The sequence below is a fragment of the Microbacterium sp. MF43 genome, from assembly GCF_012847295.1.
Classification (GTDB): domain Bacteria; phylum Actinomycetota; class Actinomycetes; order Actinomycetales; family Microbacteriaceae; genus Microbacterium.
This window is the reverse complement of record NZ_JABBDY010000003.1, coordinates 15,693-39,865: the sequence shown is the minus strand read 5'-3', so window position 1 is coordinate 39,865 and position 24,173 is coordinate 15,693. Positions and strand designations below refer to the sequence as shown.

Below are 24,173 nucleotides of genomic sequence, written 5' to 3'. Positions count from 1 at the left end.
GAAATCGAAGGAGGATCCGAATGACAGATGCCGACCACGTTGTCCTCCTCGACGATGAGGGACGGGCCATCGGAACGGCCCCGAAGAGCAGCGTCCACGGCACCGACACGGCCCTCCACCTCGCCTTCTCCTGCCACGTCGTCAACGAGGACGGTCAGGTCCTCGTCACGCGACGGGCGCTCGACAAGAAGACCTGGCCCGGAGTGTGGAGCAACTCCTTCTGCGGCCACCCCAAGCCGGCCGAGCCGGTGCTCACCGCCGTGCACCGCCGCGCGGAGTACGAGCTGGGACTGACGCTCACCGACATCGAGCTCGCGCTGCCGCTCTTCCGCTACCGCGCGACCGACGCCAACGGGATCGTCGAGCACGAGGTCTGCCCCGTCTACACCGCGCTCGCCCACGACGAGCCCGTCCTCAACCCCCTCGAAGTGGTCGACGCGCGCTGGGTCGATCCGGCAGAACTCGCCGTCTCGCTGCAGACCACACCGTGGGCGTTCAGTCCGTGGCTCGTGCTGCAGGCCCAGCAGCTCCATCTCTTCGGCACCGTCTCGCAGCGACGTCGCGCATCATGATCGCCCTCCCGCCCTCGCCCGGCGTGGACGCGGCCATCGACGGCTCCGTGGCCCGCGTGGTCGAGCGCGCACGCGACCTCGGGCCGGGGTTCGCCGCCCTCGGCGACGCCCTCTCCCGCGCGACGCGCGGCGGCAAGCGGTTCCGGCCGGCGCTCGTGGCGGCCTCCTTCGAGGCCTTCGGCGGCGACCCGGCGGCGGCACCCGGTCTCTACTCCGTCGCTGCCGCATTCGAACTGCTGCACACCGCATTCGTCGTCCACGACGACGTGATCGACCACGACACCGAACGCCGCGGCGTCCCGAACGTCGCCGGAGAGTTCCGCCAGCGCGCCCGACAGCGGGGGGCGGATGCCGCGGGCGAGGCCCTCCTCGGAGACGCCGCCGCCATCCTCGCCGGCGACCTGCTCCTTCACGAGGCCCTCCGCCTCGTCGCGTTCGCCGACGTCGACCCGGTCGCCCGGGAACGCCTCTTCGCCCTCGTCGACGACGCCGTGTACGTGTCGGCTGCGGGCGAGCTGGCCGACGTCGAGAACAGCGTGGCGCGGATCGACGACGCCGCAGGATCGCAGGAGGCGCTCGCCGCGGCCTTCAACAAGACGGCCGTGTACTCGTTCCGGTCGCCGCTGCAGGCCGGCGCCGTCCTCGCCGGCGCATCCGACGCCGCGATGGACGTGATCGCACACGCAGGCGGACTGCTCGGGCTGGCGTTCCAGCTCGTGGACGACCTCATCGGCGCGTTCGGCACCGCCGAGCAGGCGGGTCGCGAGAGCGGCGGCGATCTCCGTGAGTCGAAGCGGACGCCGCTGGTGGCTCTCGCCCGCGAGACGCCGTCGTGGACCCGTGTCAGCGACGCCCTCGCGCAGGCGCACACCGGCCCCATCGCCGTGCGCGAGGCCCAGGTCGCGCTCGAGGAGAGCGGGGCAAGGGTCCGCCTCCTCTCGCTCATCGAGGAGACCCTCGACGACGTGCGTGCGACCTCGCGCGACTCGTCTCTTCCCGAGGCCGCCGGACGGCTGCTGCGCGAGCTCGCGGGCGGCATGGAGAGGCGCATCCCGTGACCCGACGCTCCCTGCGACGCCGCGCCGACGACGCGACCGGCCTCGAACTGTACGACAGGACGGCGAGGGATGCCGCGGCGACCGTGATCTCTCGGTACTCCTCGTCGTTCGCGCTGGCGTGCCGGCTGCTCGGACCGCGTCCGCGCCCCCACGTGCGCACGATCTACGCCCTCGTCCGTGTCGCCGATGAGATCGTCGACGGTCCTGCGGAGGCTGCGGGACTCTCCCCTGCGGCTGCGGAGGGCGTGCTGGACGACCTCGAGGCCGAGACCCTCGCGGCGGTCGAGCGGGGATTCAGCGCGAACCTGATCGTCCACGCCTTCGCGCTGACGGCTCGCGAGTGCGGCATCGGCGCCGACCTCATCCGGCCGTTCTTCGCCTCGATGCGCACCGACCTGACCACGCGCGCGCACGACGACGCGTCGCACGATTCGTACGTCTACGGTTCCGCGGAGGTGGTCGGGCTCATGTGCCTGCAGGTGTTCTTGAACGCAGGGGCGGAGCATCCGCAGACCCCGTCCCCCGATCTCGTCGACGGAGCTCGGCGCCTGGGCGCGGCCTTCCAGGACGTCAACTTCCTGCGCGACCTCGATCACGACGCCGGGGCGCTCGGCCGCGACTATCTCGGGCTGACAGCGGGCACCGCGACACGCGTCGACGTGCTCGACCGCATCGACGCCGACCTCGCGGCGGCCGCTGCCGTGGTCCCGCGACTGCCGGCCGACTGCCGCCGGGCGGTGACAGCCGCCCACGATCTGTTCGCCGAGCTCTCGGCACGCCTGCGCAGGGAGCCGGCCCCCACGACGCGCGTCCGCGTTCCGGACGTCGTCAAGGTGCGTCTCGCCGCGCGGGCGGCGCTCGGATTCGCACCGCGGGACGCACGCGCATGAGCCCGGCGACGGGGGGCGCTCCCGGACGCGCGGTGATCATCGGCGGCGGCATCGCCGGGCTCGCGACGGCGGCGCTGCTCAGCCTTGAGGGGTGGTCGGCAACAGTGCTCGAGGCCCGCGACGACGTCGGCGGCCGCGCCGGATCGTGGGACGCCGACGGCTTCCGCTTCGACACCGGCCCGAGCTGGTACCTCATGCCCGAGGTCTTCGATCACTTCTTCCGCCTGCTGGGGACGTCGTCCGCCGAGCAGCTCGACCTGGTGCGGCTCGACCCGGCCTACCGCGTGTACTCCGACCCGGCGACCGGACGGGCGCCACTGGACGTGCGGTCGGGCCGGGAGGCGGCGACCGCCCTGTTCGAGTCCGTCGAACCCGGCGCGGGGGCGCGCCTCGCGGCCTATCTCGACTCCGCGGGCGATGCCTACGACCTCGCCGTAGGGCGGTTCCTGTACGACACCTACGAGACGACCGCGGGCCTCCGCGATCCCGCGCTGCTGCGCCGGGCACCCCAGCTCGCGCCGCTGCTCACCCGCAGCCTCGCCTCCCACGTCGACCGCAGGTTCGCCGACCCGCGCCTGCGCCAGATCCTGGGCTACCCCGCGGTGTTCCTCGGCGGGTCTCCGTACGGGGTGCCGAGCCTCTACCACCTCATGAGCCACCTCGACCTCGACGACGGCGTGCTCTACCCCCGCGGCGGATTCACCGAGGTCATCCGGGCCATCGAGCGGCTGGCCGAGGCATCCGGTGTCCGCATCGAGTCCGGCGCGAAGGTCGCCGCGATCCGCACCGCCGGCAGCGCGGCGACGGGCGTCACCCTCGCGGACGGTCGCACGGTAGACGCCGACCTCGTGGTGTCGACTGCGGACCTCCACCACACCGAGACGCAGCTGCTGCCCCGGGAACTGCAGACGTACCCCGAGTCGTGGTGGGCCAAGCGGTCCCCCAGTCCGGGCGCCCTCCTGCTGCTGCTCGGCGTGAAGGGCGAACTCCCCCAGCTGGCGCATCACACACTCCTGTTCACCGACGACTGGCGCTCGAACTTCGACGACATCTTCGGATCCCGTACGCGCATCCCCGACCCGGCGTCGCTGTACGTCTGCCGCCCGAGCGCCACCGATTCGACGGTCGCGCCGGAGGGGCACGAGAATCTGTTCGTGCTCGTTCCCGTCCCCGCCGACCCCGGTCTCGGACGCGGGGGCGTCGACGGGGGCGGCGATCCCGCGATCGAGGCCGCCGCCGACCGCGTGATCGGCCAGCTGTCGACGTGGTGCGACGTTCCCGACCTGGCGGACCGCGTCGTGGTGCGGCGCACGATCGCTCCCGGCGACTTCGCGGCCGACCTCAACTCGTGGCGCGGGAACGCGCTCGGCCTCGCCCACACGCTCGGGCAGAGCGCGATGTTCCGGCCCCGCAACGCCTCGCGCAAGGTGTCGGGCCTCGCCTACGCCGGCGGCTCCGCCCTGCCGGGAATCGGCCTGCCGATGTGTCTCATCTCCGCGGAGCTCGTCGTGAAGCGGCTGCGCGGCGACCGCTCGCCCGGCCCGATCGCCGAGCCGGCGAGGGTGTGACGTGCCGGGTGCATACCTCGCGGCCATTCTCGTGTCCGCGGCGGGAATCGCGCTGCTGGACCGTCGCTGGCGGCTCGCGGCGTGGCCCGCGCCGGGTCGCACCGCCGCCGCCGTAGCGATCGGTACGGGCTTCTTCCTCGCGTGGGACGCCGTCGGCATCGCGACGGGTGTCTTCGTGAAGGGGGACAGCGCCGCGTTCCTCGGCATCGACCTCGCTCCGCACCTCCCGCTCGAGGAGGTCTTCTTCCTCGCGTTCCTCAGCTACCTCGCGCTCGTGCTCTGGAGCGCGGCGCAGCGCCTTCTCGGCAGATCGGCAGCCGGCGACTCCTCCCCCGCGCGCGGCGGAGAGGAACGGGAACGGGCATGACGTACACGCTCATCATCGTGCCGTTCGCGCTGGTGACAGCTGTCGTCACGCTGGCCACGCTGCGCCGCCCCCGGTTCGGGCAGCGCATGGCGGCATCCGGCATCGCGGCCGTCGTGCTGGTCGCCCTCACAGCGGTCTTCGACAGTGCGATGATCGCCGCCGGCATCGTGGAGTACCCGGCGGAGCACCTCAGCGGCCTCCGCATCGGTCTGGCGCCGCTCGAGGACTTCTCGTATGCCGTGTGCGCAGCGTTCCTGGTGCCCGCGGTGTTCACGCTCCTCACCCCGACTCGCACGAAGGAGGAGACCGGATGACCGCGCCCGCGCCCCTGCGTCCGGGCACCGTCGTGCGGCAGCTCTTCGTCTCCTCGCGCCCGGTCAGCTGGATCAACACGGCGTATCCGTTCGCGGCCGCCTACCTGCTCACGGCCCGCGGCATCGACGCGCCCCTCATCGTCGGAACGATCTTCTTCCTCATCCCGTACAACCTCGCGATGTACGGGATCAACGACGTCTTCGATTACGAATCCGACCTGCGCAACCCGCGCAAGGGCGGCGCCCACGGGGCCGTCCTCGACCGTCGCCTGCACAGGGCGACGCTGTGGGCGGCAGGACTGTCCTGTCTGCCGTTCGTGGCCTACCTCGTAGCAGTCGGATCACCGCTGTCCTGGGTCGTGCTGGCCGCGAGCCTCTTCTTCGTCGTCTTCTACAGCGCTCCGCCGCTGCGACTGAAGGAAGTGCCCTTCGCGGACTCGGTCACGAGCAGCATCCACTTCTTCTCCCCCGCCGTGTACGGGCTCGTGCTCGCCGGCGCCGCCTGGACCTGGCAGCTGGTCGCCGTCATCGCGGCGTTCGCGCTGTGGGGAGTGGCATCCCACGCGTTCGGCGCGGTGCAGGACGTGGTGGCGGACCGAGAGGCGGGAATCGCCTCGATCGCGACCGCGCGCGGCGCGCGGTGGACCGTGCGATTCGCGCTCGCGTGCTACGGGGCATCCGGCCTCGTCATGCTCGCGACCGCGTGGCCGGGCCCGCTCGCCGCACTCGTCGCGGTCCCCTACCTGCTCACGGTCTGGCCGTTCCGCAACGTCACCGACGCCACCGCCGCAGACGCCACGCGCGGCTGGGATCGTTTCCTGTGGCTCAATCAGCTCGCCGGCTTCCTCGTGACGCTCCTGCTCATCTGGTACTGGTTCCTGACCGCCTGAATCGGCGAAGGCCGGCTCCCTCGCGGGCAGCCGGCCTTCGTCGAGAGCGGGTTACGGCTCCAGGGCGCCCAGCTCGATGAGCTTCTCGACCGCGGCGGTCAGGCGCTCGTCGGCCTCGGCGAACGCCGTGAGGTCGCCGGCCTGAAGCGCGGCATCGCGGTCGAGCATCGCCTCCTGAGCCTGCTGCAGCGCCTCCTGGTACTCGTCGGAGGGGACCGTCGGCTCCTCCGGCTCGGTGGGCTCGGGCGTCGGCGTCGCCCCCGGCGTCGGATCGACATCGTCATCGCCGGCGGCGGCACCCGAATCCCCGCCGAAGAGGGCATCGAGGGCCTCGTTGAGGGTGTCCTCGAACGCGATGTCATTGCCGAACGAGACCAGCACCTTCTGCAGCGTCGGAAGCTTGGTCGCGCCCGACGACTGCACGAACACCGGCTGAACGTACAGGAGTCCCCCGCCGACCGGGAGCGTCAGCAGGTTGCCGTTGAGCACGTCGGACTGTCCCTGCTTCAGCAGGTTGATCTGCGACGACACCAGCGGATCGGCGTTGAACGTGTTCTGCACCTGTCCGGGGCCGGGCACCGTCGTGTCCGCGTCGATGACGAGCATCCTGAGCTTTCCGTATTCGGCCGCCTTCTTGCCGGCCTCGCCTCCTGCGTTCGAATCGACCGCCAGATATCCCATGAGCACGTTGCGCGCGTTGCCCCCCGTGGAAGACGGGATGAACGACGTGAACATCGAATAGGTCGGCGCCTCCTGGCCCGGCATCTGCATGGTCAAGTAGTACGGCGGCTGCAGCTGCGAGTCGGCCTGCGGGTCGTTGGGCGTCTGCCAGCGGTTGTCGCTCTGGTAGAACGAGCGGGCGTCATCGACGTGGTAGACGCCGAGCACTGTCCGCTGCACCTTGAACAGGTCCGTCGGATAGCGCACGTGGCTCATCAGCTCGTCGGACATCTCGCTGATCGGCTTGAGGGTCGACGGGTAGACGTTCTGCCACGAGGCCAGGACCGGGTCCTCCTCGTCCCACGCGTACAGCGTGACCGAGCCGTCGTACGCGTCCACCGTGGCCTTGACCGAGTTGCGGATGTAGTTGATGTCGTCCATCGCGAAGCGCGGCGCCGGGTTCGACGAGTCGGAGATCGCCGATGCGAGGCTCACCGTCGACGAGTACGGGTAGTTGGCGCTGAGCGTGTAGCCGTCGATGATCCACACGATGCGGCCGTCGACGACGCTCGGATACGGGTCGCTGTCGAGGGTGAGGTACGGGGCGACCTTCTGCACGCGCGTCAGCGGGTCGCGGTCGTAGAGGATCTGCGACTCCTCATTGACATAGTCCGAGAAGAGGATCTGCTCGGCCTGGAACTTCAGCGCGTAGATGAGGCGGTTGAAGACGCTGCCCAGGCTCGGCCCGCCGTCGCCCTCGAACGTCGTCTTGACCTCGCCGCCGCCGTCGCCGCCGGTCGGATAGTCGAGTTCGACCGGCTCGGCCCCTTCGGGCGCGCCGACGATCGAGTACGTGGGCGAGTACTCGCCGAAGTACACGCGCGGCTGGAAGTCCTCCTGATCGGAGAGGAAGCCGGTGGCGGGGATGCCGCGCTCGAGGAAGACCGGGTCGCCGTCGCCCGTGCGGTCGTTGCCCTTGGCCGCGACGAGCCCGTAGCCGTGGGTGTAGACCACGGCCGAGTTCTGCCAGTCCGCCGCGGCGCCCAGTTCGGAGAGGTCGAGCTCGCGCACAGACACCACGGTGTCCTGTGACACCCCGTCGATGTCGTACCGGTCCACGTCGAGCGGATCGGCGAACTGGTAGTAGCCGCGGAACTGCTCGAGCTGGCGAACGGTCGGCGAGATGATGGCCGGGTCCATGATGCGGATCTGGGCCGTCGTGGCGGCGTCCTCGCGCAGCTGGCCGGCCTCGGCGTCGGTCACCGCCTGGAAGTCCTGCTTCTCGAGACCGTCGACGCCGTACGCGGCGTGCGTGGAGTCGACGTTGCGCTGGTAGTACTCCTGCTCGAGAGCGAAGCGGTTCGGCTGCACCTGGAACGTGTTGACCACCCACGGGTATCCGATGCCCAGGACGATGGCCGACACGACGAGGAGCGCGGTCGCGATGAGCGGGTACCGCCATCGGCCGATGATGGCCGTGACGAAGAAGAGGATGGCGACGATGACCGCCACGATCGCAAGGATCGTCTGACCGGGGATGATCGCGTTGACGCCGGTGTACCCGGGACCGGTGATGCGGTCGCCCGGCTCGATGAGCGTCTTGTATCGGTCTAGCCACAGGCTCGCAGCCTGCACCAGCAGGTAGAGGCCAGCGATCACGGCGAGCTGAATCCGGGCCGCCTTCGAGATCCGCAGCTCGCGCTGCCCCACGCGGACCGAGCCGTAGAGGTACGACACGAGGGCCGTCACCAGCAGGCACACCAGCAGAACGGCCGAGACGAACCCCACCAGGGCGCTGTAGAACGGCATGGCGAACAGGTAGAACCCGGTGTCGAGGCCGAACTCGGGGTCGTAGACGTCGGTCGCGACGCCGTTGAACCACAGCCACGTCGTCTCCCACTGCGCCGACGCGGCGAAACCGGCGAAGAAGCCGAAGAAGATCGGGATGCCCCACATGGCCAGGCGGCGGAGAGGCTCGACGACCTCCTGGTAGCGGTCGAGCTGCGAGCTCAGCCGCGCATAGACGGGACGCAGGCGGTAGGCCAGCTGGATCGCGAGCCATACCGGCACCGCCATGCCGAGGAATCCGATGGCGAACATCACGACACGGGCGATCCACTGGGTCAGCAGCACCGAGTCGTAGCCGAGCTGGTCGTACCAGAGGAAGTCGGCGTAGAGGTTCGCGAAGACGAAGAAGGCCGCCACGAGGGCCGCGATGATCGCGAGCGAGATCGCGATGACGCGTCGGGAGCGAGAGGGTGTGGCCGGCGTCGGCGCAGGGGTCGTGGTCACCGTCCCATCCTAGGCGGGCCGTACTGGGCGGCCGCCCGAGTCCGCGCTGGGCGAACTCCGCGAGTTCCTAGCCTGCCAGCGCCGCCTCGCACGTCGGGAGCGCGTCCACCTCGCCGCCGTCGCGCACTGTCTCGAGCGCGCTCAGCGCGTCGTCGAGCGTCTCGACCGCGAAGACCTGCAAACCGTCGGGGACGTGCCCGACCACCTCGTCGCAGTTCGCCTCCGGCGCGAGGAACCACTCGGCGCCCGCATCCTTGGCGCCCCACAGCTTCTGGCGGATCCCGCCGATGGGCCCCACCTCGCCGTCGGCCGTGATGGTGCCCGTCCCGGCGAACTGCTCCCCGCCGTTGAGCTGGTCGGGCGTGAGCGTGTCGATGATCCCGAGCGCGAACATCATGCCGGCGCTCGGACCGCCGACGTTGTTGAGCTGGATCGTCACATCGATCGGGAAGTCGTACGCCGTCATGAGGGTGATCCCGAGGAGCAGCGTGGTCTCGCCGTCGACCTCGGTCTCCTTCGGAGTGACCGCGACCGTCTGCTCCGCGCCGTCGCGCTGGATGCGCAGATCGATCGGCTCGCCGCCGCCTTCGTTGACGATCTCGCGGAGGGACGCGGCATCCGCCACCGTCTCACCGTTCGCACCCAGGATGACGTCGCCCTCCTCCAGCACGCCTGCGGCGGCGGAGTCCTCGACGAACGAATGGACCGTCAGCCGGGCGCCGACGTCGTAGCCGAGCTCCGTCAGCGCGGCAGCGGTCGCCTCCTGCTGCGAGTCGACCATCATGGCCGCGCTCTCGGAGTTGCGCTCCTCGGTGGTGGTCCCCTCGGGGAAGACGGCGTCGATGGGCAGGACCGCCTTCTGCGGATCGAACCACGCCAGGGCGAGTTCGAACCAGGACGGCGTGCGCTCGCGATTGCCGATGACCTGCACCGTCAGCAGATCCAGCGCTCCGTCCGTCTCGAACGTCTCAGCGCCCTCGACGGAGATGAGGGGCACCTCGTCGCCCTCCGCGTTCGTGGCGGTGCCGAGCGTGTTGTAGACCGGGCCGGGGCGCTGGATCACGTACGAGGTGGGCAGGAAGGTGATCACGAACAGGACGACGAGCGCGACCGCGAGCGCCCAGATGCCGACAACGCCGCCGCGCGACATGCGGCGCTGCGGCGCACGCTCGGTGAGGACGTTCTCGTCGGGCAGGGCCACGGGACCTCTTTCTGCCGGGTCGTTCGCGACCGGCGTAAGGCGTTCACGGCTCTGCCGGGAAGTGCGAAGGATGCTGCGACTAGCGTAGAGCGCGAGGTCATGAACCGGCTGAAAGGCGGCTGAAGTGGCGGAGGACGATCGCACCCCCGAAGAAGAGTTCCAAGAGCTCATGCGCCAGCTGCTCGGGGGTGGCGCGGGCGATCTCGATGCCGAGGCCCTCTCGCGCCTGTCCGGCATGAACATCGACCCGGCCATGATGCAGACGGTCATGCGGCACCTGCAGGGAGCCTTCGCCGGCGGCGGCGACAGCGGGATCTCGTGGGAGATGGCCGAGCGCCAGGCGCTGCACATCGCCAATCAGGACGGCCTCGGGGTCACCACCGGGCAGCGCACCGACCTCGATCAGGCGTTCACGCTGGCCGCACTCTGGCTCAGCGAGGCCACGACGATCTCGGAGCTTCCGGGGACGCCGAAGACCCTGACGCGCGGCGGCTGGGTCGAGGCGACGCTGCCCGTCTGGCAGCAGCTCGCCGAGCCGGTCGCGACGAGCATCGCCGATGCGCTGACGTCGGCCCTCAGCGAGCAGGCGCCCGACGACATGCAGGGGCTCGTCGCCGGGGCGGGCAGGCTCATGCGGACCGTCGGAGGATCGCTCTTCGCGTCGCAGCTCGGCCAGGTGGTCGGCAACCTGTCGAAAGAGGTCGTCAGCGGCGGCGACGTCGGCATTCCGCTCATGCCCGACGGCGAGGCGGCCATCCTCCCCCAGAACTTCGCCGACTTCGGCCGGGATCTCGAGGTCCCCGAAGACCAGCTCGCCCTCTACGTGGCGACGCGCGAACTCGCCCACGCGCGGCTCTTCCGCCACGCGCGCTGGCTGCGCCTGCACGTCATCTCGCAGGTCACCGAGTTCGCCCGCGGCGTGCACGTCGACACCGACGCGCTCGAAGAGCTCGCGTCGCGCTTCGACCCGTCGCAGCCCGAAGAGCTGCGCACCGCCCTCGAGAGCGGCGCGCTGCTGCCCGAGCGCTCCGAGGCGCAGAATGCGGCACTGGCCCGGTTGGAGAATCTCCTCGCGACGATCGAGGGGTGGGTCGAGGTCGTGACGGCCGACGCCACCTCGCGCCTGCCGTCGGCCGACCGCATCGCCGAGGCGGTGCGCCGCAGGCGGGCCGTCGGCGGACCCGCGGAGCGCGCGCTGGGATCCCTCGTCGGACTCGAGCTTCGTCCGCGCCGCATGCGCGAAGCCGCGGCGATGTGGCGCTCGGTGACGGACGCCGTCGGGCCCGCCGCCCGCGACGCCCTGTGGGACTACCCCGACCTCATGCCAGGCGCCGACGACATCGACGACCCGGCAGCGCTCGTCGCCCGGCTCGAGGCCCGCGCACGCGGAGAGGAGCCCGCACGGGACGAGTTCGACGACGCGCTGGCCCGTCTCCTCGCGGGCGACGATGCTCGCGCCCAGGAGGACGGCCCGGGCGACGGCGGCCTGGTCGCCGACGACTCCGGCGACGGCGGCCTGATCGCCGACGACTCCGGCGACGGCGGCCTGATCGCCGACGACTCGGGCGACGACGGTTCCGGTGACGACGGCTCGCGCGACGACTCCGGCGACGACTCGGGCAACCCCGAGGATCACCGGCCGGTCTAGCCTCTCCTCCCCAGTGCGCGGCGAGGACGCCGTCCGCGGCCGCGGCCTGTGGACAGCCGCATCGGCGGCCCCGTCGGCGGCGAGACTCGAGGCATGGCCCGCATCGATCCCGAGCATCCGCCGCTGTGGCGCACCCCCACCGTCCTGCAGTTCGGCCCGGACGCGGTCGCGGTCGTCGACGATCCGTCCCCCTGGCAGCAGAGGCTCGTGCGCGAACTCGAGCGGGGGATCCCGGATGCCGCGGCCGTGCCGTTCGCCGTCGCCGCGGGTGCCTCGCAGCGGGCGGCGGAGCGGTTCCTGGCCCGGATCGAGCCCGCTCTCGCGCACGATGCGACCCCTGTCCGTGCGACGCTGCAGGCGGCGGGAGACGTGCGTGCGCACCACCTCGCCGCCGTCGAGGAGGCGATGATCGCGAGCGGGTGCGCCGTCGACGCGGCTCACCCCTTCGATCCGCCGGGCGGCGGATTCGCGGATGCCGCCACTCTCGTCATCGTGGCGCACCGGCTCATCCCGCCCGCCTTCGCGGCAGCCCTGATGGCCGATGACCGGCCGCACCTGCCCGTGGTCCTCACGCCCCGCTCCGCACACGTGGGCCCGCTGATCCGTCCGGGGCGCACCGCATGCCTGGCCTGCCTGGCGGCCGACCGCCGCGATGCGGACCCCGCGTGGCCTACGGTGGCCGCTCAGCTCGTCGGCCGCGCGGCCGTCGAGGTAGAGCCGTCGATCCTCTGGGAGGCCGGGGTCACCGCCTCCCGCCTGCTCAGGGAAGCCGAGACGGGCGCGGCCGCGATGGACGCGCGGTCGCTGACCCTGCGCGCCGGGACGACCCGGCGCTCCGAGCGGGTGCACCGACCGCATCCAGAGTGCCGCTGCCGATCTCTCGCAGGAAGCGAGAAGGCAGCCGCTCCCGCACGCCTCGAGCCCACGACAGCGAGAGCGTACGCGCGGCCCGCGTGATGCCCACGTAGGCGAGGCGGCGCTCCTCGTCGACGGCTTCGAACGTCGTCGCGTACGAGATCGGCAGCAGCCCCTCCGCCAGCCCCACGAGGTGGACGTGGTCCCACTCCAGGCCCTTCGCCGCGTGGATCGTCGCGAGCGTGACCGTTCGCAGCGCCGGCTCGTGCTGCGCTTTCGCGCGCGCGGCGAGCTCATCCGTGAAGGTGCGCAGGCTCGTGCCTTCGGGGGCCTCCTCGGCGAGACGCAGGAGAGCCGCCCGCGCCTCCCACGCATCGCGGAGCGCTCCGCCGGCGGGCGGCGGGTCCTCCGTCAGCCCGAGCGAGCGCAGGACATCGCGGACCGTGTCGACGAGTCCGCCCTGCATCGGGGCCACGGAAGCACCGCGGAGCGCCATGATCCCCTGCCGCACCTCGGGAAGGTCGAAGAAGCGCCGGCCGCCCAGCACCGTGGTGGCGATACCCGCATCGGCGAGAGCCCGCACCAGCTCGGCCGACTGGGCGTGCGCACGGTACAGCACGGCGATGCGGCGAGGATCGATGCCCGCCGCGATCTGCGCGGCGATCCGGGCGGCGACGCCGCGAGCCTCCTCCTCGTCATCCTCGAAGGCGGTGACGGTCGGACGCGAATCGGCAACGGGGCGGTGCGCCTCGGCACGCAGCTGCAGAGCGCCGGGCCGGTCGCGCATGAGCTCGTTCGCCACGGCGAGGATCGAGGCATCCGATCGGTAATTGGTCTCCAGGCGCACGACGTGGGCATCGTCGTGGCGGCTGGCGAACTCGAGCAGGAATCGCGCCTCGGCTCCCGCGAACGAGTAGATCGTCTGGCTCGCGTCACCCACGACGCACAGATCGCGACGGTCACCGAGCCACAGTTCCAGCAGCCGGTGCTGCAGGGGCGAGACGTCCTGGAACTCGTCGACGGTGAAGTGCCGGTACTGCTCGTGGACGGCGCGCGCCACGTGCGGCTCGGCCTCGAGCATTCCCGCGCAGGCGAGAAGGACGTCCTCGAAGTCGAGCTGACGCCGCTCGTCCTTGAGCTTCTCGTAGGCGCGGTGAAGGTCCACGACCCGCTCGACCGTCAGTCGTCCGACGCCGTTCGGCCGCGCGGCCGCGTAGGCGTCGATCCCGAGCATCGAGACCTTGCGCCACTCGATCTCGCTCGCCACGTCCCTCAGCGTCGGTGTGTCGGGATCCAGGCCGATGCCGTCCGCCGCGTGAGCGAGCAGCCGGACCTTATTGTCGACCACCCCGGGGGCGGTGTCGCCCGCGAGCGTGGGCCAGAAGTAGTTCAGTTGCGCCAGCGCGGCGGCGTGGAAGGTGCGGGCCGAGACGCCGTCCACGCCGAGCGCGCGCAGCCGGCCACGCATCTCCCCTGCCGCCTTGGCGGTGAAGGTCACCGCCATCACGCGTCCCGGCGAGTACGCGCCGGTGTCGACGCCGTGGGCGATGCGATGCGTGATGACGCGGGTCTTGCCGGTGCCGGCACCCGCGAGCACCACCACCGGGCCGCGAAGGGCCTGCACCGCCTCGAGCTGGCGCTCGTCCAGGCCAGCCAGAACACGGCCGCTCATGCCCGCCCCGCGTACCAGTCGCTGATGAGCCGGTGGGCGATCGAGGCGCGGCCCGGCAGGGCGACGTCTCCCTCGCCGGCCAGCCCCGCGCCGATCTCGTCGCGGGTGAACCAGCGCACCGCGACGATCTCCTCGCCGTCGGCGCGGGCGGAGGAATCGTCCGCGGCCGTCGCGAGGAATCCGAGCATGAGCGAGCGAGGGTACGGCCACGCCTGCGACCCGCGGTACCGCACATCGGTGACCTGCACCCCGGACTCCTCCCCGACCTCTCGCCGAACCGCCGCCTCGAGCGACTCGCCGGCCTCGACGAAGCCCGCGAAGCAGGAGAAGCGGCTCTCGCCCCACAGCGCGTTCGAACCGAGCAGCAGCGCATCGGGGTCGTCCGCGCTGGTGATGGCGACGATCACGGCCGGATCGGTGCGGGGGAAGTGCTGACGCCCACACGAGGGGCAGCGCCGTGACCAGCCGGCGTCGACCGTCATCGTGAGGGCACCGCAGGCAGGGCAGTACGGCGCTTCGAGCAGCCACCTCCCGACGCTGAGGGCCTCCACGAAGGCGCCGGCGTCGTGGTCGGACAGCTCGCCGCCGACGGCCCGCAGACCGCCCCAGCCGGCAGGTGCGTGGAACGGCTCGTCGTCGGCCGCCTCGAAGACCGCGGCGAGGAGCGCCGCGCCGTGGGCGTCGCGCCCCAGGAATGCCCACGCGGCGCCGTCGTCCACCATCGCCGGTTCCACCCAGTGCAGTGCGCTGGGCGTCGCAAGCGGCGCGCGGTCACCTGTCAGAACGAGCACACGCGTGTCGGCCGCGACGCGAGCGCTGTCGATGAGGCCGGGTGCAGCACGCTCGTCGCCGGCGCGGTCGACAGCCGCTCCGGCCAGCGGGGGAAGGCGCGGACTGTCGGGCGCCGTCATCGAGGATCTCCGATTCTCCGAGAGGACGAGCCAGGGCGTGGCGCGGGGATGGACGAGCGCGGCCGACCTACCCTGGGCACATGGCACGCTCACCCTTCACTCTAGCCGCGTCGGTCACGTCGGCTCTTCCCCGGGTCGGCGTCGTCGGGGTCGGCGCCCTCACCGAGGGTGCGAGCGGACGATTCGACTCCGCAGTGGCCCACCTCGACGACGGACGACGCGTGGTCGTGCGCGTCCCCGCCGATGCCGCGGGCGTCCCGGAGCTCGTCGCGGAGGCGCGCGCGTTGCGCGCGCTGACCCCGGGCGTGCGGAGCCTCCTCCCCTTCCGAGCGCCCGAGCTGCTCGGTGAGACCGGCCTGGGAGATTCCCGCGCGGTGGTCGTCGACTTCCTGCCCGGCTACCGGGTGGACCCCGCCCACCTTCCCGCCGGCCGCGGCGCCGCCACGTCGCTGGGCGCCGCTCTCGCCGCCCTCCATGCGCTCCCGCTGTCGATCGTGCGCACCGAGGGGCTGCCCGTTCGCACCCCTCAGCAGATCCGGACCGACACCGCCCGTCTGGCCGAGCGCGCCGAGGCGACCCGGCGTCTGCCGGAGTCCCTCGCCCACCGCTGGCGGCGGGCGCTCCGCGCCGACGAACTCTGGCGGTTCGAATCCGCCGTCGTGCTCGGCGGCACCGGCGCAGCGTCGTTCCTCTTCGAAGACGTCGACGGGATTCCCCAGGTGACCGGGCTCATCGAGTGGCACGGTCTGTCGGTCGGTGACCCCGCCGCCGACCTGCAATGGCTGGCCTCGGCACCGGCGGCAGCGGACGACGTGTACGCGGCCTACGTCGCTCACAGCGGACGGGCACCCGATGAGCGTGCAAGGGAACGGGCCCGCCTGTACGCCGAGCTGGAGTTCGCGTCCTGGCTCGTCCACGGACACGAGACGGGTCGCGCCGACGTGATCGACGATGCCGTGGGCCTGCTCGAGACCCTCGCGGCGGGCGTCGGAGACGACGACATCATGACGGATGCCCCGCTCGACGTCGACGAGGCGATCGCACTCCTCGATCGGATGCCTGAAGCCGGCGCGTCCGTCATCGACACATCGATGCACACCGATGCCTACGATCCCGACGAGCTGTCGACGTGGGTCGGAGACGACCCCGCGAGCACCGCGCAGCCCGAAGACACGGTGGAGATCGATCTCGGAGCCCGAGCCGACCATGCTTCCGCCGCGGATCCCGGTGCGACCGCGCCGATCGACCTCGCCGGCGCCCGCGCGGCCCGCACGGCGGCCGAACGCGACGAGCGCGGCGCGCCCTCTCCCGCGGACCACGACCTCGACGCCGCAGCGGACGCCGAGCGGGCCTCGGAGGCCGCGCTTCGCCGCTGGCTCGCCGAATAGGTTGCCCCGCGCGAGGACCGACCACGGTCAGCCCCGCAGGATGAGATCCTCCGCGACATAGTAGAGCGCGACGTCGATGTCCTGGAGCGGAACGCCGTGCTTGGCGTGGTAGGCCTGCCGGTAGAGCTCGAGCTGCAGCATCCGCTCCTCCTTCTCGGCATCGGTGCGCGGTGCTGCGCCGGTCTTCCAGTCCACGATCTCGATGCGGCCGCCGCGGTCCTCGCGCCGGTAGACGGCGTCGAGCTTGCAGATGACCACGTGCGGGCGTCCGTCGAGCCCCGTCAGCGTGAAGTCGATCTCCGTCTCGACCTCGAGCGGACGAAGCGGCGCCCATTCCGACGCGAGGAACCGCGTCCGCAGCGCGTCGAGTGCTGCCGCGTCTTCCACCGAGAAGGACGTGCCGGGGTCGTCGTCGTCGATCTCCCACAGAGCGTCGTCGAGCGATCCGCCGAGACCCGGCCGGCCGGCACGCTGCTCGACCCAGGCATGGAAGAGCGTGCCCAGCCTCGTCTGCCGGAAGGGTCGCTCGGGCAGCGGTCGTGCGATCGCGGCGACCGTGGCCGCGTAGTCGGCGACGAAATCCTTGTACCGCGACGCCGCGATGCGCGTCGGCGCCACCTGCGTCGCGGGTCTGCGGCGGGCGTCGCGCTCGGCGAGGAGCAGCTGCACATCGGCATCCGGGGTCGCGCGGGGCGACTCGCGGGCCGCCCGTGCGACCTCGGCCGCCGCGGTCACCGCGTCGCGGCGCGCACCGAGCGGGTCGATCGGCCACTGCATCGTGCGCCGCTCCCCCAGGTACGGGTTCTCGCCCGCGTCGTCGTCAGGGAGAGTCCGCCCGAGCGCGCCGGCGATCTCGTCGTAGAACGTGCTCCTCGGGCGGGCTCGCTTCGTGCCGGACCAGCTCGAACCCGTCAGAAGCAGGTGGTCGCGGGCGCGGGTCACCGCCACGTACGCGAGGCGGCGATCTTCGTCGAGCTGCCGTGCACGATTGGCCTCGACGAACGCTTCCAGCGCGGCCTTCAGCTCCTGCTGCGTCGCCGCGGAACGCCAGGCGAACTCGGGAAGCCACGCGGAATCGCCGCGGAACGCGTACGGGAGGACGCCGAAGCCGAGCCAGCCCTTGGTGTCGCGGGGCGCGCTGGGCAGCTCGTCCTTCACCAGCCGCACCACGGCCACGGCATCCCACTCGAGCCCCTTCGAGCCGTGGATCGTGAGCAGCTGCACGACGTCGTCCTCGGGCGGCTCGGTCCGCGGCGCGAACTCGTCGAGCTGCTCGGCATGATCGAGCCATGCCAGCAGACTCGGGAGCGAGCCGGACTCGTCGGTGGCGAGGAAGCCGTGAAGCTCGTCGACGAAGGCCCGAAGCTGGGCCGAGGCGATCCGTGCCGGACCGCGCGCCTCATTGGCGGCGAGCTCGATGTCGAGTCGGAGCTCGGCTTCGATCAGTCTCACGAGTTCGGGGATGGGCGCCCCCACCGCGTGCCGGAGACCGGCGAACACGGCGCCCGCCTCGCGGAGGCGTTCGCGCGCGGCGGGCGTGAACCCGGTCAGCCAGCCGTGTTCAGCCGGATGCCGGAGAACGAAGTCGAGCGCGTCGACAAGAGACCCGTCGTCATCGCCCGCGCCGGAGCGGATGCGCTCGATCACCTCGGGCGCGAGCGGCTGGAGTGCGGCGTCGTGACGGGCGATGCGGCGCGCCAGCCCAGCGAGCTCGCGCAGATCGGGCAGGCCGATCGCCCATCGCGGTCCCGACAGCAGCCGGATCAGTGCCGACCCGGCGGTCGGGTCGCTGATGACCCGCAGGGCGCTGACCACATCGACCACCTCGGGCGTCGACAGCAGCCCACCCAGGCCGAGGATGCGATGAGGGATGCCCCGGCGCCCGAGCGCGTCACCGAAACGCACCATGTGCTTCTTGCTGCGGAAGAGGATCGCTCCGGTCGTGGCCAGGCCGGCCCGACGGCGATCGGCGCGGACGGCGCCGAACCACTGCGCCACACGGTCCGCCTCGGCGTCGAGATCTGCGTCGAAGGCGCACTCGACCACCCCTGCCGGCGCACCCGGCCGGGCGCGAAGCGCCTGGACCGGCACCGCCGCGCTCGCCGCGAGCGGCGCGAGCACCGCGTTGGCTGCCGTCAGGACGTCGGCGCTGTTGCGCCAGCTCGTAAGAAGTGAGAACTCGGCGCAGTCCGCCCCGGGGGCGAATGCGGCGGGAAACCCGCCGAGGTTTCCCGCGCTCGCACCGCGCCAGCCGTAGATCGCCTGATGGGGGTCGCCGACGGCCATGACCCCTGACCCGGCGAACAGCGCGGCGAGCAGGTCGGTCTGCACGACAGAGGTGTCCTGGTACTCGTCGAGGAGCACCACCCGGTAGCGGCCGCGGAGTTCGTCCGCCACGACGGGATGCTTCGAGACGACGTCGAGGGCACCGGCGACCTGGTCGGAGAAGTCGATCACTCCGATTCGCCGCTTCTCGGCGGCGTACTCCCCTGCCAGGTCGGCGAGGAGCGACAACCCGCCCACCTTCTCGGCCGCCTCGGCGACGTCCGCGTAGACGAGCGTCCTGGCATTTGTCGAGGGGAGCGCGAGGACGCGTTCGAAGTCGGCCGGGAACGCGGCCAGCGCGTCCAGATCGACGAGGTTGTCGACACCGTCGCGGGCGATGCGCAGGGCCGCGTCGATGATCGAGCGCACCGCCTCGCCGCGAAGCTCGAGACGCGGATCATCGGAGGCGAACACCACGCGTCTCATCAGCAGCCATGCCGCCGACTCCGAGAGCACGGCAGCCTCGGCATCCCTCCCGATTCGAACGGCGTGCTCGCGCACGATCTGGTCGGCGAAGCTGTTGTACGTCGCGACGGTCGGACGATGCAGGAGCGCGTCGTCATCCACGTCCTGCGCGACGGCTCCCACCGCCGCCGCGAGGGCGTCCATCGCCTCGTGCCGCACCGCGGCGGCGCGCGCACCCTCTGCGCCGGACCTCTCCAGCTCGGCGAAGATGCCCAGTCGTCCCGACTCGTGAAGGTCGGTCAGGAAGGGCACGAGTCCCCGACGTTCGAACTCTGCCAACCGGGCGAGGCGGCGCTGGATCCGCTCCGCCAGTTCGCCGGCCGCCTTGCGGGTGAACGTCAGCCCCAGCACCTCGTCGCGGCGCACGAGACCGTTCGCGACGAGCCACACGACGCGCGACGCCATGGTCTCCGTCTTGCCGCTGCCGGCGCCCGCCACCACGAGCGCAGGTTCGAGGGGAGCCTCGATGACCGCCGCCTGCTCCGCGGTCGGCGGGAACTGCCCCAGCGCGGCGGCGATGACCCGCGCGGAGAGCAGCCCGGGCGGTGCGGCCACGGTCATGACGCGCTCACCGCGCCGATCGTGTGGATCCGGCAGAGCCCGTAGGAGTGATCGTCCCGACAGTGCTCCTCGTACGGCGCAGAGAACGACGTGCCGCGCATGGCCGACACGGCCGCCCGCACCCGTGCGAGGAAGGCCTCCCTGCGCTCGTCGTCGAATGGAGGCTGGCGCGGCTCGGCGTAATCGGACCGGGACGAGGTGGGACGAAGCACCAGGAGCTTGGCGCCGCCGGGAGCGTGCCCCGCGGCGGCCGGGATCGCGCCCGATTCGTACGCGAGCTGATAGGCGGCAAGCTGTGGATTGTCGGCGACCTTCGCATCCGTCTGCGGTTCGCGCTTGCCTGTCTTGAGGTCGACGATCACCACCGTGCCCTCGGGCGTCAGCTCGACGCGATCGATGTAACCCGAGAGGATCGCACCGTGCTCCGGTGCTGAAGCGTCATCGAGCGGGATCGCCACCTCGAAATGCGGCTCCGCGCTGAGGAGAGATCCGCCGCTGCTCTCGAATCGCCGCAGGTAGAGATGCAGCCGGCGCACCAGGTCACGCGCGCGTGTCTTCTCGGCGCGGTCGCGCCAGTCTGCCTCGAAGACCAGTTCACCCCAGCGCGACTCGACGTGCGCCCACAGGGATTCCTCTGTCGAATCGCCCGCATGCTCGAGGGCGGCGTGGATGATCGTCCCGAGCCCCGCGGTGGCCCCGCCGGGGTCGCCACCGAGGTCGCCGATCACCCAGTTCAGCTCGCACTCCTCCAGCGCGTGCAGGCGTGACGGCGAGACGCGGACGTCTTCTTTCTCGAGGTCGCGCAGCGGTCCGGTGGAGGTCGGCTCCAGAACGCCGTACCACTGCTCCGGCGCCGCACCGGGCACGTCGGCATCGGCGAGCAGCGCCAGCTGCCGCGCGGCGTGCACGACTCCGGCGTCGCGGGCGGGCCGCTCCGTGAGCGTACGGCGATGGCGTGCCACGAGCCCCCGCAGCGACAGCGGGTGATCCACGGTGTGGCGTTCGGGGTCGGGGAGGAACTCGAAGAACACGCTCGGCCCGGTGTCGTCGTCGTCGACGGCCGTGACGATCACGCGGGAGGTCGCGCGCGACAGTGCACGCGCGAGCAGGCGCAGCTCGTCGTGCATCGCTGCGCGGCGTCGGTCGAAGACCTCCGTCGCGTCGTCGGCTCGGGCCGAGGCATCCGCCAACCGCCAGGTCTCGAGGAGACTGCCGCGCAACCGGGTGTTCGGCCACACGCCCTCCTGGACGCCCGCGACCACGACCGTGTCGAACTCGAGCCCGAGCGCCCCCGCGGGCGTCAGGATCTGAACGGTGTCCTCGCGCACCGGCGCGGTGAGGCGGTCCTCTGCGACGTCGGAGTCGAGGACTCCACGCACGAAGACGCGCGGATCGGCGTCGAGCGAGCGCTCCACGAACCGCTTCGCGGCCTGGAACAGCGCGACGAGCGCGTCGAGGTCGCGGCCGGCCTGCTCGGCGAGCGGACCGTGACCGCGGGCGGCCTCAGCCCACCCGCGCTCGAGCCCGCTGCGCTCCCAGGCCGTCCACAGCAGCTCGTGGGCCGATGCACCGCGTTCGAGCTCGTCACGCAGGAAGTGGAGAGTACGAGTGAGCTTGGCGGCGCGACGGGCCTCACGCGTGTCGATCAGGTCGAACTCGAGAGGCTGCTGCACCGCCGAGAGCAGGAGCTCCTTGCCCGACCGCTCGCCCCCGGCAGCCAACTCGATGTGACGCATCGTCGACCGCAGCCGGCGGAGCTCTATCGGATCGAGGCGCCCGTACGTGCCCAGGAGCGCAGCCGACACGTCGTCGAACCCCCACTCGTCCTGCGCGGCGAGGTCGATGAGTCGCAGCAGGTCGCCCGCCGGCTTGAGCGCGCCGAGGGCCTTGCCGGGTCCGCTCGAGCGCGCCGGGACCTCGCGGGCGGCGAGCTCGGTCTCGAGGGAGGCAACCTGGCGCGTGTCGTGCGCGATCACCGCGCACCGTCCCCACGCCACGCCGTCGTGCACGTGACGCTCGCGCAGCAGGCGGGCGATCGCGTCGCACTCCTCGGCCGGCGACCGCAGCAGCAGTGCCCGCACGCTGTCGTCGGGCTCGGCCCCCGATCCCCCGCCGCGGTGCGCCACCACACCGACCGCGCCGATGCGCTGCGTGACCCTGCGTACGAGTTCGCACTGCCATGCGGTGCCGCGATGCGGCGTGGGCAGCACGTGCACCTCGCCGAGCGCGGCGGCCAGGCGCGCGAAGTTCTCGGGGGTGGCGCCTCGGAAGGACCCCGAGCCCACGTCGGGATCTCCGAAGGCGAGTACAGCCACTCCCCTGCGCCGGGCGGCCTCGAGCAGCTCGACGCCGCCGAGCGTGAGCTCTTGCGCGTCGTCGACCAGGATCGCCTGCAGCCGATCGACGGCCTCGAGCCCATCGGCGGTGGTACGCAGGATCCCGACCGCCTCGCGCACGAGCCCTGCGGCATCACGATGAGCACCGCGCATCTCGGCGCGAACGTGGAGGTACTCCGCGAAGAACGACGCGAGCGATACCCACACCGGTCGGCCGTCGCGCTCGCCGAGGCGACGGAGGTCCTCGGGCTCCACGCCCAGCGTGGTGCACTCGGCGAGGAACGTGCGCACCTCGGCGCGGAAGCCGGCGGTGTCACGGATCGCCGGTGTGAGCCAGTCCGGCCAGCGGGAGGCGCCGGATTCCTCATCCTCTTCGTCGCCCTCGAGCAGATCGTGGATGAGCTGGTCCTCATCGCCGCCCGTGAGCAGCTGCGGCGGCTCGGCGCCTGCGGCGATCGCGTCGGCACGCACGAGCTGAAAGGCGAACGAGGCGACCGATCGGGCGAGCGGGCCGGAGGTCGCCCGGCCGACGGCGAGGGCGAGTCGATCGCGCAGGAGGGTCGCGGTCTGACGCGAGGGCGTCAGGACGAGCACGCCGTCGGGGTCGATCCCCGATCGGACGAGGGCCGCGACGCGCTCCACCAGCGCCGTGGTCTTCCCCGTGCCGGGAGCGCCAACGACCACCCCGGAGAAGTCGGCGGGAAGGCGGGTGACGGAGAGCTGCGCGGAATCGAGAGCGGATGCCTCGCGCGTTCGCTCCTGCGTCACCATGTCCTCGACGGTAGCGCGGACCGGAGACAAAGCCGTTCGCCCACAGCGTGCGCCGCGGGACCTGGCCCATATCGGCCGTGTCGTAGAGTTGCCATGCGCCCGGGAGCCGGCGCGCAGAGCACGAGAGAGGCAGTCACGTGGAGATCCGCATCGGCATCGCGAACACCGGACGAGAGCTCAGCTTCGAGACGAACGAGCCCGCGGCCGACGTCAAGAAGTCGATCGCCGACGCTCTGGACGCCGGCGCGACGCACGTGACCTTCAGCGACTCGAAGGGCAACAGCTACATCGTGCCCACCGCGGGTCTGGCCTATATCGAGATCGGGACCGAGGAGTCCCGCCGCGTCGGCTTCGTCGCCTGACCCATGCAGATCCTCATCGCGATCATCGTCGGCGCGGCGCTCGGCCTCGCCGTCCACTTCCAGGTCGCTCACCGCTCGACGCGCGGCGTCGTGATCGCCCCGATGGTCGGCGCGCTGGCCGCGGGCCTGGCCTGGACGATCCTCACGTGGGCCGGGCTCGGGATCGACAGCGTCTGGCTGTGGCTGTCGATGCTCGTGGCGCCGCTGGCCGTCGCCTACCCGGTCGTGCTCCTCCTCTCTCGGGAGCGCGTCAAGCACGACGCCGCCGAGCGCGCCCGCCTGAAGATCGGCTGAGCCCGCCCGCGCACCACGCGCCCGGACGCCGGGCAGCGCTCAGGCCGCGAGCCCCATCGCGTCCATGCGACGGGAGTGCGCGGCCATCAGCTCGGTGAAGACGGGCTCGACCTTGGCCTCGTCGGCGATCGCCAGCGTCGTCGGCCGCAGTGCCGCGCGCGCGATGAGAAGCGTGTCTCCCACCAGCCGGCGCCCCCACAGGGCGAGGAGCGACTTCCACTCCGGGTCGGACTCGATCGTGCGGGCGATGATGTCGACGATCGCCTCCCGGTCGTCGTCGGCGCGCAGGATGCGGGCGACACGGCGCCCCGTCTCGCCGTAGCTCGCCGAGAGCGCGAGGTAGAAGTCGTCGAGCATGCCGGCGGTGATGTGCACGGACAGCATCGTCTCCTGCGGGCGCGTGCCGTGGGTGGCTCGGCGGAAGGCATCGAGCGGCTCGCGGAACGGGAGCATGATGTCGGTCGGTTCGTCGCCGCGTTCGCGGACCAGTGCGACAAGCTCTTCGTGCTTCGTGAGTGCGGCGCCCGCCGCACGGGACAGCGACTCCTTGTCGGCGAGCGCAGGCGTGAGCGCGATGAGCTCGCTGAGGGTCTCGAAGTATCCGAGCTGCAGGTAGGCCGCCTGCCCGAGGAAGGTGTCGATATCGGGTGCGAGCTCCTCGAAGTCGACGCGCGTCGCGTCGCCGAGATCCTCCCGCGAACGCAGCTGCAGCTTTCGTCCGGGGTCGCGACGCTGCCAGAACCACTTCACCACGCGCTACAGCCTAGGGTCGC

The 24,173-nt window shown here is 71.6% G+C and carries 18 protein-coding genes; 11 read left to right on the top strand and 7 right to left on the bottom strand.

The window, feature by feature from the left end:
- The first annotated feature begins 20 nt into the window (after positions 1–20).
- From idi to HF323_RS08520, 7 genes are read left to right on the top strand one after another with little or no spacing between them, the layout of a single operon-like run.
- Positions 21–572: an isopentenyl-diphosphate Delta-isomerase gene (gene idi, locus HF323_RS08550; protein WP_169582192.1), complete on the top strand. Its 552-nt coding sequence runs from the start codon at positions 21–23 to the stop codon at positions 570–572.
- The gene (locus HF323_RS08545; RefSeq protein ID WP_169582191.1) at positions 569–1,630 is read left to right on the top strand and encodes a polyprenyl synthetase family protein; all 1,062 of its coding nucleotides are present in this window, start codon (positions 569–571) and stop codon (positions 1,628–1,630) included. The genes idi and HF323_RS08545 overlap by 4 nt, the downstream gene beginning before the upstream one ends.
- Entirely contained in the window at positions 1,627–2,520 is an 894-nt protein-coding gene (locus HF323_RS08540; protein WP_317451035.1) for a squalene/phytoene synthase family protein, read from the top strand. The genes HF323_RS08545 and HF323_RS08540 overlap by 4 nt, the downstream gene beginning before the upstream one ends.
- Positions 2,517–4,088 (top strand): phytoene desaturase family protein, encoded by a 1,572-nt coding sequence (gene crtI, locus HF323_RS08535; RefSeq protein ID WP_169582190.1) that lies wholly within the window; start codon positions 2,517–2,519, stop codon positions 4,086–4,088. The genes HF323_RS08540 and crtI overlap by 4 nt, the downstream gene beginning before the upstream one ends.
- A 1-nt stretch (position 4,089) precedes the next feature.
- A complete protein-coding gene (locus tag HF323_RS08530) occupies positions 4,090–4,455 on the top strand; it encodes a lycopene cyclase domain-containing protein (RefSeq protein WP_169582189.1) in 366 nt (121 codons plus the stop codon).
- Positions 4,452–4,769: a lycopene cyclase domain-containing protein gene (locus HF323_RS08525; protein ID WP_169582188.1), complete on the top strand. Its 318-nt coding sequence runs from the start codon at positions 4,452–4,454 to the stop codon at positions 4,767–4,769. Before HF323_RS08530 ends, HF323_RS08525 begins: the two co-directional genes overlap by 4 nt.
- On the top strand, positions 4,766–5,659 hold the full coding sequence (locus HF323_RS08520; RefSeq protein WP_169582187.1) for a prenyltransferase: 894 nt from the start codon (positions 4,766–4,768) through the stop codon (positions 5,657–5,659). Before HF323_RS08525 ends, HF323_RS08520 begins: the two co-directional genes overlap by 4 nt.
- Positions 5,660–5,710: 51 nt before the next feature.
- Here the strand turns inward: HF323_RS08520 and HF323_RS08515 are convergent, their stop codons facing one another.
- Both HF323_RS08515 and HF323_RS08510 read right to left on the bottom strand, forming a co-directional pair.
- Entirely contained in the window at positions 5,711–8,611 is a 2,901-nt protein-coding gene (locus HF323_RS08515; protein WP_169582186.1) for a UPF0182 family protein, read from the bottom strand.
- 67 nt (positions 8,612–8,678) lie between these two features.
- Positions 8,679–9,812, bottom strand: a complete 1,134-nt coding sequence (locus HF323_RS08510; protein ID WP_317451034.1) for a S16 family serine protease — start codon at positions 9,810–9,812, stop codon at positions 8,679–8,681.
- A gap of 124 nt (positions 9,813–9,936) precedes the next feature.
- Between HF323_RS08510 and HF323_RS08505 the strand changes: the two genes are divergently transcribed.
- A complete protein-coding gene (locus tag HF323_RS08505; protein ID WP_317451033.1) occupies positions 9,937–11,460 on the top strand; it encodes a zinc-dependent metalloprotease in 1,524 nt (507 codons plus the stop codon).
- A gap of 760 nt (positions 11,461–12,220) precedes the next feature.
- On the opposite strand, the gene HF323_RS08500 is transcribed toward HF323_RS08505, so the two are convergent.
- A complete protein-coding gene (locus HF323_RS08500; RefSeq protein WP_169582185.1) occupies positions 12,221–13,987 on the bottom strand; it encodes an ATP-dependent helicase in 1,767 nt (588 codons plus the stop codon).
- On the bottom strand, positions 13,984–14,898 hold the full coding sequence (gene nudC / locus HF323_RS08495) for an NAD(+) diphosphatase (RefSeq protein ID WP_169582184.1): 915 nt from the start codon (positions 14,896–14,898) through the stop codon (positions 13,984–13,986). Before nudC ends, HF323_RS08500 begins: the two co-directional genes overlap by 4 nt.
- Positions 14,899–14,978: 80 nt before the next feature.
- Here nudC and HF323_RS08490 point away from each other — a divergent pair, with 80 nt between their 5' ends.
- Entirely contained in the window at positions 14,979–16,286 is a 1,308-nt protein-coding gene (locus HF323_RS08490; RefSeq protein WP_169582183.1) for a phosphotransferase, read from the top strand.
- Between the two features lie 27 nt (positions 16,287–16,313).
- Here the strand turns inward: HF323_RS08490 and HF323_RS08485 are convergent, their stop codons facing one another.
- Both HF323_RS08485 and HF323_RS08480 read right to left on the bottom strand, forming a co-directional pair.
- Positions 16,314–19,637 (bottom strand): ATP-dependent DNA helicase, encoded by a 3,324-nt coding sequence (locus HF323_RS08485; RefSeq protein WP_169582182.1) that lies wholly within the window; start codon positions 19,635–19,637, stop codon positions 16,314–16,316.
- Complete coding sequence (locus HF323_RS08480) at positions 19,634–22,744, bottom strand: ATP-dependent DNA helicase (RefSeq protein WP_169582181.1); 3,111 nt, start codon at positions 22,742–22,744, stop codon at positions 19,634–19,636. The genes HF323_RS08485 and HF323_RS08480 overlap by 4 nt, the downstream gene beginning before the upstream one ends.
- A 137-nt stretch (positions 22,745–22,881) precedes the next feature.
- On the opposite strand from HF323_RS08480, the gene HF323_RS08475 reads away from it, so the two are divergent.
- Positions 22,882–23,106 carry a DUF3107 domain-containing protein gene (locus tag HF323_RS08475; RefSeq protein ID WP_169582180.1) on the top strand — a complete coding sequence of 75 codons (225 nt, stop codon included), beginning with the start codon at positions 22,882–22,884 and terminating at the stop codon, positions 23,104–23,106.
- A gap of 3 nt (positions 23,107–23,109) precedes the next feature.
- The gene (locus HF323_RS08470) at positions 23,110–23,400 is read left to right on the top strand and encodes a hypothetical protein (protein WP_169582179.1); all 291 of its coding nucleotides are present in this window, start codon (positions 23,110–23,112) and stop codon (positions 23,398–23,400) included.
- A gap of 39 nt (positions 23,401–23,439) precedes the next feature.
- Here HF323_RS08470 and HF323_RS08465 read toward each other — a convergent pair whose 3' ends face one another.
- Positions 23,440–24,153: a ferritin-like fold-containing protein gene (locus HF323_RS08465; protein WP_169582178.1), complete on the bottom strand. Its 714-nt coding sequence runs from the start codon at positions 24,151–24,153 to the stop codon at positions 23,440–23,442.
- Positions 24,154–24,173: the final 20 nt, after the last annotated feature.